Source organism: Brevibacillus brevis, from assembly GCF_001039275.2.
Lineage (GTDB): Bacteria > Bacillota > Bacilli > Brevibacillales > Brevibacillaceae > Brevibacillus > Brevibacillus brevis_C.
The window spans coordinates 2,016,644-2,029,881 of record NZ_CP030117.1 but is presented as its reverse complement, the minus strand read 5'-3'; the positions used below and the strand labels follow the sequence as shown (position 1 = coordinate 2,029,881).

Here is a 13,238-nt window from a genome sequence, read left to right as displayed (position 1 = left end):
CTGATGGGTACAGTGTTATTATATTCCATCTTTAACTACATTTAACCACCTGCTTTAGCTGGCAAACCATTAGATCAATTATATAGTGATGAGAAATATAAATTAAAATAAAATCCAAAAAATTCCATATACAACCAACATATAAGGTGGTAATAATATTATATACCAAATTTTAGGAGGTATTAGCGTGTGAAAAAAGTAATGTCTGGGTTGCTTACATTAGTTTTGCTCTCTAGTCTCATCCCCGTTGCCTCTGCTAAGGAGTCTCCAGCACTAGATAATTTTAATGCCTCAGCAACTTATCCTGACATTGAGCCGGACAACAACAAACTAAGTGGTGCCGGTCTCTATGCTATCGGTGGACAAATTAATGGTTTTCAAGATGACCAATCCACCGATTATTATAAAGTTACTCCTCCAAGATCAGGCACCGTTCGCTTTGAGTTTGTCTACGCTCGTGGAACAAAAGGTAGTGGTGTAGGATATCAAGACTTTTGGCTACGATTAAATGCAAATGGGTCGTACAACGCAAATGTCGCCAATTACGATAATAAGTTTTTCGATGTCTACCTCGAAGCAAACAAAACATACAACCTAAGAGTAGATACAATCATTTCTAATGACAACCTTCCTGATGAATACTATGTATATAGCAGGTACTTGGATTAAGCTACACATTTCCATTGAGCAGGGAGACCACGACTCCCTCAAAGACAAGCCACTCATATACTGGGTGGCTTGTTTCACTTCATTCTATCCCTCTTAACACTCTTAGAACCAATCATCAACATGACAGCCTCTCAATATCCCGCCAACATACGGGGGTGTTCCCCTATTGTGACTACCATATTCCGTAGACAAAGATGAGATGTAACCGACAAGGGCCGAGAGCCCGAAGCCTTAGGTCTCGCCTGTCCGGTAAATCCCAGCAGAGTAATTCCCGATTTTTCAAAGCTCCGAGAGGGGGTCCCAAAACTTGAAAACTGCTGAAATGCATACAATGAGAAATAATTGCATGGTTCCCTGCTACACTCATCGCAACTGGTTCGTTCAGGCTCAGAATGTCCTCCCTCTCGTAAGGTCGCATTCGTCATCCCCATAGATTCGCTCAGGTTCGCCATTGACAAGGGATAGGTGGTAATTGCTTTTCTGACTTTTTTTCATCTATTGGTTCCAGAAATGACAGTTGCTCTTGTCCCCTCATCTTTCCAATTCCCCCTCGTTATTATGTAATATATACTAAAATTCGAAAATTGGGAGATGATAGATTTGAAAAAGTTTGCTCAAGCAGCTATGCTCGCATTACTTACTGCCTCTTTTGTTATTCCAACAGGGGCAGAAGCCGCCAATTCTCAACAAACTTCTAATACCGTTGTACCTTCTACAACAACACAAGTAGCAAATTTTTCGAACTTAGGCAAAAGTAATAAGACTAGTTCGTCTGGGTATTTCAATGTAAATACAGAAGGCTATGTTACAGTTAATGTGAGTCAGACTCATAATAGTGACACCGCTTATGTTCTCTATGCAATTGTTAAAGACCGTCCGGATGGTACTACAACCTCCTATGGCAGTGCAAACTTAGATGGAAATGGATCCTTTAGCTTCACAAGTAGTAAACCGCTACCAGTTGGCGAATATTACATTAGATATAACAGCAAAAGGACCGGGAGAACTTCTGGTACTATTTCAGTCACAACACCATAAACCTACTCTTTTGAAAGAGGCTTTCTACGGAAGGCCTCTTGTTAATTTCGTTTGTTTAAACAACTTGATTATCTAAATTTCTCTTTTGTTAAGCAGACGGCAGCATCGCTGTTAGTGATATCTTGCAAGATATCCCCTTTGAAAATCTCCTTGCCGTTCTTTTCACGTAGCCTGGTGAATTGCATCCCGTTCCCCTCCCCAATTCCAGAGTCCTTGCTGTCCTTTCGATGTCATCGGCTCATCTATCTGCTAAACGTCATCTAATTGCCAGGCATAGCGCCCTTTGTCGTAATATCCAAAATCGGTATCTTATACGGATTTCATTATGTTGTCTCATACATTCCAATAGTTTAACAACCAAACCGGCTTAAATTACCACGGCATTACAATCATTCGTAACGAAGGTGCGAACCTGCTCAAAGACACTTGCACCAGAGATGATCTGACGAAAACCCTAGCTGCTTTGGCAGCAATTGCTGAACGGGCTTTTCATGAAAACTACAATATTGTTCACCATGGTATTTAGACCAAATAATTCACTCTCAAACGGATTGAAGTTGACTCTTTGCCTACTGTATAATATTCCCAAAAATAAGGGTGGGAAGTTGAGAATGAAAAACTTATATTTGTTACTGGCAATTTTGGGAGCAGTCTTGCCTTACAGTTATTTCATTCCGTTCCTTCGTGCAAATGGATTAGATATCAAACTCTTTACATCGGAACTTTTTGCAAACAACATTTCTTCGTTTTTTGCAACCGATTTTCTAATCTCTTGCTTAATTTTCTGGGTATTTCTTTTTCAAGAAGTTAGAAAGCATCACATTAAGCATTGGTGGATTTACATAGCTGCAACTTTAACTGTTGGTCTATCATTTGCTTTTCCTCTGTTTCTTTACTTCAGACAAAAAACCATAGAAGGTCATAAACGATTTGATTTAACATAATTGAGGTTATGATCATTTGAAAAATTTCTAGCGTGTTAGATAAAACCATAGATGGGGAGAATAACTATCGTTACTCTTGAAAAACTCTTCAAGGAGGGAACGAATTGGGGAAATATCGCTGTTATTATTGTGAACGTGAAACCGACAGCGTTCGCCAAATCACGTTTTTCCAAGGTAAGCAGGATCGCAACGAACTATTGTGCGATACCTGTCATGCTGATTGGATTGAATCCCTAAAGAGTGAGCCATAGGCAGGGTAACGATTCCCAATCCCACCCATAGTGAATGTGCTATCGGTGGGTTCTTTTTTGCCCATCCTGCTACGTTGCGCTCCAAGAAAAGGAGTGTTGTTTCATGTAGAGGTCTTCTGCCTACTAAAGTCGCTCATTTGTTCGCACTATCCTTACCTTCTTTCTTTTTCTGAATAACCTTCAGACTGGATACAATTTAGATAAATATCACTTAGGACAAAAAGATTTAAATGCGAATATAGATCAATTCCCACCTTGCTTCCGACTTTAAGCTTTACATCAGGGTGAATTGTTTCAAATGCATCAGATGTTACGATTGTTTTTTCGTGTAAAAAATGAAAGTGGTGCGGATACAATCATTTTTGAAGCTACTCGCACAGCAATCACCCGTAAGACGGCTGGTTTAAAGAATGCCTCTCTTACGGGTGATCTTTTTCAAATGAATTTCCTTTACGCCTTGAACTTTTATCTTCCCTGCGGCTGTTTCGTTCGATAAAACTCATTAAACAGCTTCATTAACGCTCGCTTTTCGATACGGGATACATACGAACGAGAAATGCCCAGCTCACGTGCAATTTCACGCTGTGTCTTTTCTTTGTCCTGATCCAGCCCGAACCTGCCGATGATCACCTCTTTTTCGCGCTCATCAAGGATGTGTATGTGCTGGTAAATCTTATTGGACTCCAGCTTGAGCTGTACAGCGTCGACCACTTCGTCGGTTTCTGTGCCAAGGACGTCGATTAAGGTAATTTCATTCCCTTCTTTATCCGTCCCGATTGGGTCGTGCAAGGATACGTCTTTTTTGGTTTTTTCAGGCTTCTTAGATGCATGAGGATTTCAATCTAAATGTCAAAAGAGGAGCTTAGAAAGACTTAAAACGTGAATATCCCCACGCTCTCTTCAAATACTCTTATTTCCCTTACCACATGTCGGATCAGCTCTTTTTTATCCTCAAAGCTTAGCTCATCCTGTGCCTTCGATAAATAATATTCAGCAGCTTCCTGGATTAAGTTGCGGCTATACTCATAATCGACCTGCTGTTTTGTTTGATCCAGCAGCTCATTGAGACGCTGATTCAGTTTATCTTCCTTCTCCTTCAGTTCTTTTAACTCTTGGCGAATATCTTCTTCACCAATATCATCTTCGCCGGAAGCAAACAATTTAAGCAATCTCTTGCGACCCGCTTTTGTTTTTTCGAGTTCCTTTTGCAAGCGTTCCATCTCCACTTGCTCGAATGGAGTTTCCACTTTATCTTCCACTGCCACGGCAATCTCGTCAGGATTATTCAACCAGGACGCCACCGTTTCCCAAACCTGATTGTCCAATTACTCACATCTGACACGGCGACCACATCCCTTATTTTTTGCACCTGCTGTATTCTTAACGTCGGTATACTCAAATACATGTTGGCCCCAGTTTTTCACTTTTCTTCCTGGCATCGTATTTCCACAATTCCCGCACCGTACTAAGCCGCTTAAGAGGTACTCGTTAAAGCTCCGGCCCGCCCATCTTCTTCTAGATTCCTTTAGTAGTCTTTGGGCATGTTCAAATTTCTTTTCACTAATGATGGATGGGCATGGCAACAATATCCACTCTTCTTTTGGGCGCATTTTCATACGGACTTTCTCATCTGGCTGGCGAAACTGATTGCCCAGCATCCCTTCCGTATTCCACTTATTTTGATAAAATCTCCCCACGTAAGCCTCATTCATCAGCATCTGACGTACCACTTGTCGATGCCATACACTCGCCCCCCGCTTTGTAGGAACTCCCTTGCTGGTCAGGTAAACGGCTATTCCATTTATCCCTTCAACAAGATCATTTGGCTGAGTAAACAGATCAAATACAAGTCGCACTACTGCTGCCTCAGCTTCATTTATTACTATCTGTTCCTTCTCAGAATCATAACTGTACCCATATATTTGAAAGTCACGGAGAACGCGGCCCTGTCTTGCCTTTTCTCTTCTTCCACGACTCATACGCTCATTAATTTTTGCCTTCTCAAATTCAGCAATTGCTCCAACGCATGCTGTAAAAGAGTTGACCTTCAGGCGTTTTTGCATATTCTCCATTCACGAACACAAGCTCTATACCACGCTTATCAAATTCATCTGTAATAAGCAGTTGGTTCATTAGCTTACGCGACAAACGGTCAGGGTCCAGACACACAATCTTTGTTATGACCCCATCCTTCACATCTTGTCTTAGCCTTGAGAGAGCCGGACGATCTAGGAACTCGCCTGATACATCATCTATGTACTCGGCAGCTTCACTCGTCGCTGCCTTCTTCCTGCATTCCCTTAACTGATCGTCGAGGCTGAATCCGCTCTTGGCCTGCTCCTCTGTACTCACCCTGGCATATATTCCGATCATACGGCTTCTCCCTCCTGTCGAGAAGATATGCGCGAACGGCTTGTCATAAGTAGTGAGGAAACACGAAAACCCGTCACCTGAAATTCAGGGACGGTTTTTTTGAACTCACTTTGACTATTTTCGCTGACTGTCCCTTTGATTTGAATTTATTCCTTTTACTGTTTTGCTCAAATCAACGAACTGTAATATATTTCTATGGTGTTTTGATCTATTATCCATTTTTTGAATTCCGAGGAGGATTATCATGATTTTAACAAAGAAGCTCAGCAAGCATTTCTTTCGCTTTGCCCTTATGTTTTCTGTTTTATTTTCTGGTCAGAACATTGGTCATGCGGAAGATCAATATTCTGATGATTTGATTCCTATCATGACAAGCAATAATACTCCAAGTGGTATTGTAAGTGCTAGTAGTCAATGGAGTGGGAGTCATCAACCCTATAATGCATTTAATGATTCAGCCAATGATTATGGATGGGTAACTAGCGAAGGAATAAAATCCGGATGGATATCCTATGAATTTCAAACACCACAAACTATTTCAAAATACACCTTAAAATCAAGGAATTATAATTTAAGTATTAATGAGAATCCGAGAGATTGGACCTTTGAAGCTTGGGATGGTAGTGATTGGGTAGTATTAGATGTCCGTAATAATGTTACTAATTGGGTGTTAGGTGAAGTAAAGGAATATACTTTCGATAATCCAAATAGCTATAAAACATATCGCATTAATATTTCTTCTAATAATGATGGTGCAGCCCTCTCACTTGGCGAAATAGAAATGATGTCAAAGAATATTCAACCACAACCTGAGCCGGAGCCTGAACCAGAGCCAACCCCAACTGGTGATAACGCACTTCTTGTAATTAAAATGATTAGTGGTCTTGAGAAAGAATTTGAGCTAACTGCATCCGAAGTACAAGACTTCATCGACTGGTACAATGACCGTGCAGATGGTCGCGGCAAAGAGACATACATGTTTGATAAGGACTTTAATAAAGGCCCATTTACAGGTCGAAAAGATTATGTAGCATTCAGTAAGATTCAATCCTTTGAAGTGATGGAATATACCAAATAACACGACGAGGCACCTCCTATAAAACTGGAAGGTGCCTCGCACTTTTGAAGACTCCGTTGCCGTTGTAATCTATGTCGGTAGAGAGGATATAATCGACGAATACTGGTGCTGGTAATTACTTGTAGCTAACCTTTATAATGTCCAGGAAAGGGATTTTCCTAGATGTTTATTCAAAGTTCGTTTACCTTTGGTGTTTTACGGTGCCCAGTTAGAAATTCGCAATAATCTACAATAAGTTCTCAATTTGGATAATCTACCGCTATATCAATTTCTTTTCTCTGCTTTTGTCTGATGAAGACTCCGCCGAACAAATGGACGAATTTAAACCGACTGCTCATATAGGCAAGGACACAGGAACATACGATCGTTAGTATAAATAACATTACCAATCCTGAATCTCCTACTCTCAATCCTTTGAAGTGAAACAGTTCACTAATGATCAAAGGATGGATCAGGTAAATGAAAAAGGAATGGGTAGAGAACCAACAGACCGAGTGTAATACCTTCCTTGGCCAATCAGTCATGCTTGTTGACAGCCTGTACATGAACAACGCGCTAACAACCGTGTACAACAAAGTGCTCGGCTTAGTTGAGGAGGCAAAAGTGTCCGTCCATTTACTATCAACCACCAATACGATCAGAGAGGCAAACCATGGTACAAAAGTTTGCCAGAGCGTCAGCTTTCCGACAAATGCTGAGATTTCATTAAATCTCATTGCCACGAACATTCCCAAAACGAAGTAAAACACCCATACAGGAAAAAGAATAACATAAGGTACCTTGATGCTAGGTAGTACGATTAGTTGGTTGGCATGTAAATAAATTGCCATGTGCATTACTAAGGTCGATATAAACGAAACTGTTAGCGTCCAATTCGTCTTCGTCCGTAGAAGACTCTTCAAGAATGGATATATTAGATAGAGTTGGCAAATGATCACCAAGAAATATAGGTGAACGTAAGCCGTACCTTTCACCATATGCTTCCCTAGCGTTGTTAAAAGAACCCAGGGTTCGGCTGACCCAAGATTGTATCGCTGGGCATAGATAAAGTAAAGTATGCTCCAGATCAAATACGGTAGTAAGATCTTATTATACCGCCTTTTAAAAAACTCACGTTTCCCTATGCTCCCCCGATCACTTAAGGCAAGACTTAACCCTGAAAGTAGAATAAACATTGGTACAGCGAAACGCGCTACCTGATTCCAAGCAAACGCCATAACACTAGTTTCTACATAACTCGCTGTTACATGGATTGAGATTACTGCAATAGCACTGATAGCCCTTAGATAATCAATCTCTTTAATTCTCGTATGAATGCACCTTCTCTTCTCTCTATGTTGTGGTACCTCTGTAACAGTTTTCCATTAATGATAATAGCATTGTTTTGTAAATATCGGAATGTATGGCTATTTTCCCCTACCAAAAATAAACAAAAGACCAGTCTCTGCTGTTTTACAGATACGGGTCATAGTTTTTTCGAAGACATTCAATTTGTTCTTTCTCTTTTCTATTTCAACGTGAACGAGTCTAGTACGCGAGTCAGGAACCGTGATCCGCCCCCACACTTTCTCCGACATCCCCAAACAGACAACGATCTTTTGTCGCCATCATCTTTAGCTTCAGCGAGCTGATTTCCCAATTCTTCTAATTCAAATTCATCCCGAGTCGGTCTTTTTGGAGTAGTTGCTTTTGCCAATAACTCCAGCACTGTCATTATGCCTCCACGAGTTCGCCCTGTCTTGATGCACAATTCGTCTACTGTTGGCATTCTACGCCGCCCTGCTGAGTAGTTTCCGATCACTCGCAAGACTTTCCGCTCGATATCAGATAGCATGGCTGCTCACCACCGGTTCAATAGTAAGAATGTTATCGATGACAAAAACCCTCGGCGCCTTTCGTGTAAGGCAATTAGCTTTCAGTCTGTCTCCAAAAATCGCCAGTGGGCGTAAGTACGCTGCGACGTCTTCTTGTTGTTTCCGAGGTAAATAAACTGAATGTGCAGTTGCTGGTTTATTGCTCTTTGCATTTCCTTAATCAAGTCGTTCCCTCCGAATAAGAATGTTTGTTCGCATTATATGCAAACATAATGCGAACACGCAAACAAAAAAAGAGGCGTCTCTAAGTCGGAAAATCGACTTTTTAGACAGCCCCTATACAGCGGTTTAGCATCTATTACTCGACATACCCGTTTCCAGCTACCGTCGAGTTTGATTCATTTATGATTTTAATATAATACTTTCCTTTTTTTAGATTTGGAAATTCAAACGATGTGTTTGTATTTGTATACGTACCTTCAATTAACTTTGAACCTTTTGCTTCGGTACTATTTATATTATACAGTTTATACGAAACTTTTGGCTTTCCTGTTGCATTACTATTCTTAAACCATTGTACAACAGTAACTTTAATAGTTTCACCTTCAGCTACATCAAACTGATCAGATTCAAGATGACTGTTAATATCAAATCTGAAGGAGGTTTTTACAGATTGTATAGAAGATTTAGAGTTTACAATCCAATTATCATTTGCTGCCAATGCACCACCTGCCGTTACAGACGAAATTGCAGTAAATAACCCCAAAGCTACTAACATAGGTTTGAACCTTTTCATAAGTTTCCCTCCCATTATTTTCTAGATTACGAGTTTATAATACCATTTTATTCCAAATAATGCAAAGTATTTACTTTATATTTATAAAGAATAGAGTATAAAATCCCCTGTTTATCCGGTAGGAAATCTATCACTTTTAGAATGCGTCTATGATCCATTCAAAAGCGTGCTGGAGAGCCTGGATTTGTTCATCTGACAGTAATCCTAATCCAACCAACTCAGTCGTGAGCAATGCTTTTGCCTGAACAAACCCTTGTAATGAGTCGTTGTCCTGATATGTTTTCATACTCCCTTGGGTCAGCCATACCAATCCGCCCCGCAGCCTGTAGAAGAGGAGCAAATGCAGTCGTGATATCTTCCCCAGGGCCACCTCCCAATTCGTTCAATAGTTCTTGTCTGACTTTTTTTCTTGAATGCCACCAAATGTCTGCATCAAAGCTGCTATAGCGAACTGATTGTCTCCCGCGTTTGACGAGTGAATCGCTTCGGCAATAATTTTTGATTTCTCAGCTCGTTTTTGAGCTTCGTCTGAATCAATGTCCTGCGCCTCATACGCTGTCTTCAAAACATTGACCATATCACCTTGATTGTCGAGTTTGATCGTTGCTTCCTTCAAAGCATCAAGTACTTTATCGATCGACCACAGATTATTCATTTCCTTGGTTAGAGCAGCTAGTTTTTCAGGCGTATCCAAAAACTTCGTCACTTGGGTGCTGTACTCAACGATTGAGCCGAGTACCTCTCCACGAATGTCAGTCGTAGTGCTAGCTATCTCGGCGAGGGTGTCAACAAACTACCAATCAACTTTTGAAGTTCTGGACTCAATTGATTTTTAGCTTGGATCTATGCGGTAAGCCCTACAACTGCCCCCACTGTATCACCTCCAAATAGAAAACCACCTATTGCTAGGTGGTTTTAGCTTGCTATGTATTAGTTAACACTCTCATAAATTCTACAGGAACCTCTTCATTCTCAGGTTTTATCGAATAGAATACCATTTGTTCCACTTTTTTATTTTCTCTTTTCAAAACAAATCCATTGTGACTTACCTGATCTATATCTTTCTCTATACTAGTTTCTGTTATTTGCTTGATTTTTTCATTGGCTTCATCTAATGTCCAGCCTGCCGCAGTGGTGATCATCTGGGCTGAGGCAAATGCCTTTTCACTCGCATTCTCATTAAACTTTGGATCCAAAAACGACATTACCAGAACCTGAACTAACTTGTTCTCGTTTTTGTTTACAACTAATCCGAATGCATGATTACTGTCCTCAGAAAAAGTAAAATATGTCTTGAATCCGTTACCTTCGTCACGTTCGAACCATTTTGATGAAGCTTTTAGATCGGGGAACGATCGAGAATTATGATACCAGTCAGACGTATTGGTCAGCTTATCTTTTATTTCACTGGTAGATTCGCCAAATACTTCAACCAAGCTCTTGTCTGTATTCGATACATTAGCACAGCCAGTTAAAAGCAGAAATACAAATAAAATGAATACCTGTCTCATATATACCACTCCCTCCCGCCTACATTCTACCCCACCTCACTTTTCCAGTCAGTTTAAACATTTCGGGAACAAACGACATATTACGACAAAAGCACACTCTAAAAAGAGTGTGCCATCTACATTAACTATTGTGATAACAGCCGGTTTAATGCTTCGTTGTACTTCTTGAGTCGTTCTATATCTTCTTTAGTTGGACTTGGTATCCTAGACAAATCTTTATTGTCATTAATGTCTGCTATCTTTACCGCCCTTGCTAAGTCGTTTTGTTTTACCCGCTCAATGAACTGCATATATGACTCTCCACTTCTCCTAGTTAAACAATCAATGGCAGTTATGATTTGCTCGGAAAAACCTTGCTGTCGCAAATCAGTTAGTGTTACATCTGTATCTTCAACTACATCATGAAGGACTGCCACAATTCTTGATGACTCAGTATCCATAGATAGCATGACCCTTAATGGATGTAAAATGTAAGTGTACCCTCCTTTATCGGTTTGTCCTTTATGAGCATTTACGGCAATTAATATCGCTTTATCTAAATCCATGTAGCCCACCTCTTTTATCTCAATTTGTCATCAGTAGACCACCAAGCCTACCAAGCTCAAGGGTGGTCTACTTCTTTTTGTGGAACGAAAGCACGGCAACGATCAGAAGCCCGAAAGTGAGCATCAATGATATTGCCTCAAACACCGTCATGGCCTCACCCCCTTTCTATCGGGGATGAGCCGATTCAATTACACTTGGAATATTATAACATCTAGACGCTCTATTTCAGAGCGTTCTTTTCTTTACTTCTCCCCAACCGCCTACCGCTCGGGAGAAAGGAGAAAGCTATGTGCTTACCTTCTCCTCTTCTTCTGCTTCAATTGCTTGGCAAGGGAATGCAAAAGCCCCTTCTCTACCGTTTCATCATCGGTATCCGAAGAGGCTCCTTCAATTTTTTCACGTTTACCTACTCCCCACATAGAGAAGCCTGTAATCTCGCCCTTTTCAATTTGCTCCCATGTGTTAGCGTCCATTACCTTCACGCCAACCACCCAGGACCCTTTCTTAATCTCCTGATCACCTAGAGTCATATCTACAGGCCAATGTACGATTCCACCATGTACCTTTGTTTACGTCTAAATCGTGTTGCTTATCGATGTTGTATGTGTTCTGACGCCCTATGAAACCATGAGCTGCCTTCTCGATTTCTTCTTCTGTCATCTGATTTTCATGTGCATCTTCGGTATCAGGCTCATATACGACGCCGTAAACGATCTGCTTGGCCTTGTCCGCCTTTGCTATGCGGATATCTTTCTGTAATGGCTCTTTACCCTCTTCCTTGATGATCGCAAACGGTTTACCATTTGCGCCCTTATCCACGAGGGAAATGTGCGTAATTCTTGCGTCTTTCAATGCGTATGACAAAAATGTTCACCTCCTTTCGACATACTGAACTAAAATTTTCATCACAGAATAAACGGTAAAAATTTCCATGATCTTAGGCACTCCCCTAAAGAATTTGGATAAAGTTTTCATAGGATATTGTAGAAATCCCATAAGGGGGACTCTCGATGTATAACTATAATCAACATAATTTTTACTATCCTGGAATTACACCAACACAGCTAAGACCACCGATGTTACCTCTACCTCGATGTGGTGTGTCGTGTCGTGTTCGCCCAAGATGTGTTAGAAGGTTTAATCCACGAACAAGACAGTGGGAATATCGATGCTTTGAAGAAAATGTTTGTAGCTATACTCCATGTCCAAGATGTTATCAATCACGTAATCCTGCAACTGGAGGAGTGGATTATTACTGTGTGTAAGTCATCTTCAAATGCATTGCAGTTGTATAAACATTCTGGGCTTCTTTATTGAGCCCTGACACTAAATCGGACGAGTTCCCTTCGTCAAACACAGCTTGCATCGTGCATCTGCATTTTACGATTTGATTTGCACTTCCTGCCGGGTCTCCTGGGTGCATAAGTTTTTCACCTCCTACATCGAAATGTTCGTCGATGTCCACTGTCTGACCGTTTGCCTTTTTGTGATCCTTGCGCTTGCGCTTGTTATTCGCTGCCCGCCACCGCTTTTTCTTCACAAGCCCCGACTGCTTCCGGCCTTCCAGTTTGCCTCCATTTGCATCAGCCGTGGATATGGTTCTCGCTACAGTAACAGCGCGGTTTATGTTGAATGGTCCTTCCTCGCTGCTTGCTTACCTCTTTGATTAATACAGCTCGTTCCACAGGAGTCTTACCCTCTTCAATCGCTCTCTTAAACGATCGGATCATCCAATAAAGACGGCCTTCATGCCCGCCAAGAAGTTGCTGGACCAATTGAATGCCGTCTATCCTGTCGTTGTTCGCGCCTTTAATGTTCGCGAAGCTACGTTTTTTCAGTTCGATAATAAGCGCTGCTGCTGATGGATCAAGGAAAATATACTGCGGCTTGTCATCCCCAAGGAACTGAATAAATTCATCTACATACTGAGCTACTGTTTTTTGCCTTACTTGTGCTTCCTCCTCACTCTGACCCTTCTTCTGACCCGCACCATAATAATACTCCCGGATGACATAAAAATCGGTTCCCTTTTGTCCGATTAACAAAAATGTCGTTGGGTTGTTCATACCATAGTCGCCGCCAACGATGAGGCGATCAAATGATGCTGGTAACTCGTCGATGACGTGGACATCTTCTGAGAACATGTCATACACAATGCCTTCTGCCATAATCCATAGGCCAAGTATGAACCGTTTTAAAAAAACAACAGTTTCTTTTG

18 protein-coding genes and 3 pseudogenes are annotated in these 13,238 nt (G+C 41.1%); 5 read left to right on the top strand and 16 right to left on the bottom strand.

What is annotated here, in order from left to right:
• The first annotated feature begins 189 nt into the window (after positions 1–189).
• Both AB432_RS10265 and AB432_RS10260 read left to right on the top strand, forming a co-directional pair.
• On the top strand, positions 190–669 hold the full coding sequence (locus AB432_RS10265) for a hypothetical protein (RefSeq protein ID WP_048032197.1): 480 nt from the start codon (positions 190–192) through the stop codon (positions 667–669).
• Between the two features lie 591 nt (positions 670–1,260).
• Entirely contained in the window at positions 1,261–1,707 is a 447-nt protein-coding gene (locus tag AB432_RS10260) for a hypothetical protein (protein WP_082195898.1), read from the top strand.
• 68 nt (positions 1,708–1,775) lie between these two features.
• On the opposite strand, the gene AB432_RS31495 is transcribed toward AB432_RS10260, so the two are convergent.
• Positions 1,776–1,892, bottom strand: a complete 117-nt coding sequence (locus tag AB432_RS31495) for a YopX family protein (RefSeq protein ID WP_113732267.1) — start codon at positions 1,890–1,892, stop codon at positions 1,776–1,778.
• Positions 1,893–2,318: 426 nt separating this feature from the next.
• Between AB432_RS31495 and AB432_RS10250 the strand changes: the two genes are divergently transcribed.
• Together AB432_RS10250 and AB432_RS30480 are read left to right on the top strand one after the other, a co-directional pair.
• Positions 2,319–2,651, top strand: a complete 333-nt coding sequence (locus tag AB432_RS10250; RefSeq protein ID WP_048032196.1) for a DUF2834 domain-containing protein — start codon at positions 2,319–2,321, stop codon at positions 2,649–2,651.
• A 51-nt stretch (positions 2,652–2,702) separates the two neighbouring features.
• Positions 2,703–2,888 carry a hypothetical protein gene (locus tag AB432_RS30480; RefSeq protein ID WP_162630235.1) on the top strand — a complete coding sequence of 62 codons (186 nt, stop codon included), beginning with the start codon at positions 2,703–2,705 and terminating at the stop codon, positions 2,886–2,888.
• 479 nt (positions 2,889–3,367) lie between these two features.
• Here AB432_RS30480 and AB432_RS10245 read toward each other — a convergent pair.
• Both AB432_RS10245 and AB432_RS10240 read right to left on the bottom strand, forming a co-directional pair.
• Positions 3,368–3,741, bottom strand: a pseudogene (locus AB432_RS10245) (sigma-70 family RNA polymerase sigma factor); the annotation flags it as partial.
• A 33-nt stretch (positions 3,742–3,774) separates the two neighbouring features.
• Positions 3,775–5,275, bottom strand: a pseudogene (locus AB432_RS10240) (recombinase family protein).
• Positions 5,276–5,519: 244 nt separating this feature from the next.
• On the opposite strand from AB432_RS10240, the gene AB432_RS10235 reads away from it, so the two are divergent.
• Positions 5,520–6,353, top strand: a complete 834-nt coding sequence (locus tag AB432_RS10235) for a discoidin domain-containing protein (protein ID WP_048032195.1) — start codon at positions 5,520–5,522, stop codon at positions 6,351–6,353.
• Between the two features lie 239 nt (positions 6,354–6,592).
• On the opposite strand, the gene AB432_RS31490 is transcribed toward AB432_RS10235, so the two are convergent.
• From AB432_RS31490 to AB432_RS31025, 13 genes and pseudogenes are all read right to left on the bottom strand, one after another.
• On the bottom strand, positions 6,593–7,606 hold the full coding sequence (locus AB432_RS31490) for an acyltransferase (RefSeq protein WP_419178482.1): 1,014 nt from the start codon (positions 7,604–7,606) through the stop codon (positions 6,593–6,595).
• A 153-nt stretch (positions 7,607–7,759) separates the two neighbouring features.
• Positions 7,760–8,049: pseudogene (locus AB432_RS31485) on the bottom strand (YolD-like family protein).
• Positions 8,050–8,268: 219 nt separating this feature from the next.
• A complete protein-coding gene (locus tag AB432_RS31285) occupies positions 8,269–8,391 on the bottom strand; it encodes a hypothetical protein (RefSeq protein WP_256434908.1) in 123 nt (40 codons plus the stop codon).
• 134 nt (positions 8,392–8,525) lie between these two features.
• Positions 8,526–8,963 (bottom strand): hypothetical protein, encoded by a 438-nt coding sequence (locus tag AB432_RS10220; protein WP_053079564.1) that lies wholly within the window; start codon positions 8,961–8,963, stop codon positions 8,526–8,528.
• Between the two features lie 136 nt (positions 8,964–9,099).
• Positions 9,100–9,249: a hypothetical protein gene (locus tag AB432_RS10215; RefSeq protein WP_162630234.1), complete on the bottom strand. Its 150-nt coding sequence runs from the start codon at positions 9,247–9,249 to the stop codon at positions 9,100–9,102.
• Positions 9,250–9,345: 96 nt separating this feature from the next.
• Entirely contained in the window at positions 9,346–9,669 is a 324-nt protein-coding gene (locus tag AB432_RS10210) for a hypothetical protein (RefSeq protein WP_048032192.1), read from the bottom strand.
• Between the two features lie 217 nt (positions 9,670–9,886).
• Positions 9,887–10,474, bottom strand: a complete 588-nt coding sequence (locus tag AB432_RS10205; protein WP_048032191.1) for a hypothetical protein — start codon at positions 10,472–10,474, stop codon at positions 9,887–9,889.
• Positions 10,475–10,599: 125 nt separating this feature from the next.
• Positions 10,600–11,019 (bottom strand): HD domain-containing protein, encoded by a 420-nt coding sequence (locus AB432_RS10200; RefSeq protein ID WP_048032190.1) that lies wholly within the window; start codon positions 11,017–11,019, stop codon positions 10,600–10,602.
• 67 nt (positions 11,020–11,086) lie between these two features.
• Positions 11,087–11,170 carry a putative holin-like toxin gene (locus AB432_RS31480; protein ID WP_419178481.1) on the bottom strand — a complete coding sequence of 28 codons (84 nt, stop codon included), beginning with the start codon at positions 11,168–11,170 and terminating at the stop codon, positions 11,087–11,089.
• A 143-nt stretch (positions 11,171–11,313) separates the two neighbouring features.
• Positions 11,314–11,502: an XkdF-like putative serine protease domain-containing protein gene (locus AB432_RS31280; protein ID WP_268811852.1), complete on the bottom strand. Its 189-nt coding sequence runs from the start codon at positions 11,500–11,502 to the stop codon at positions 11,314–11,316.
• Positions 11,503–11,536: 34 nt separating this feature from the next.
• The gene (locus AB432_RS31275) at positions 11,537–11,884 is read right to left on the bottom strand and encodes an XkdF-like putative serine protease domain-containing protein (RefSeq protein ID WP_268811851.1); all 348 of its coding nucleotides are present in this window, start codon (positions 11,882–11,884) and stop codon (positions 11,537–11,539) included.
• Between the two features lie 388 nt (positions 11,885–12,272).
• Positions 12,273–12,587, bottom strand: coding sequence for a phage minor head protein (locus tag AB432_RS10190; protein WP_235617732.1), 315 nt, complete (start codon positions 12,585–12,587; stop codon positions 12,273–12,275).
• 16 nt (positions 12,588–12,603) lie between these two features.
• On the bottom strand, positions 12,604–13,188 hold the full coding sequence (locus AB432_RS31025; RefSeq protein ID WP_235617658.1) for a hypothetical protein: 585 nt from the start codon (positions 13,186–13,188) through the stop codon (positions 12,604–12,606).
• Positions 13,189–13,238 lie beyond the last annotated feature (50 nt).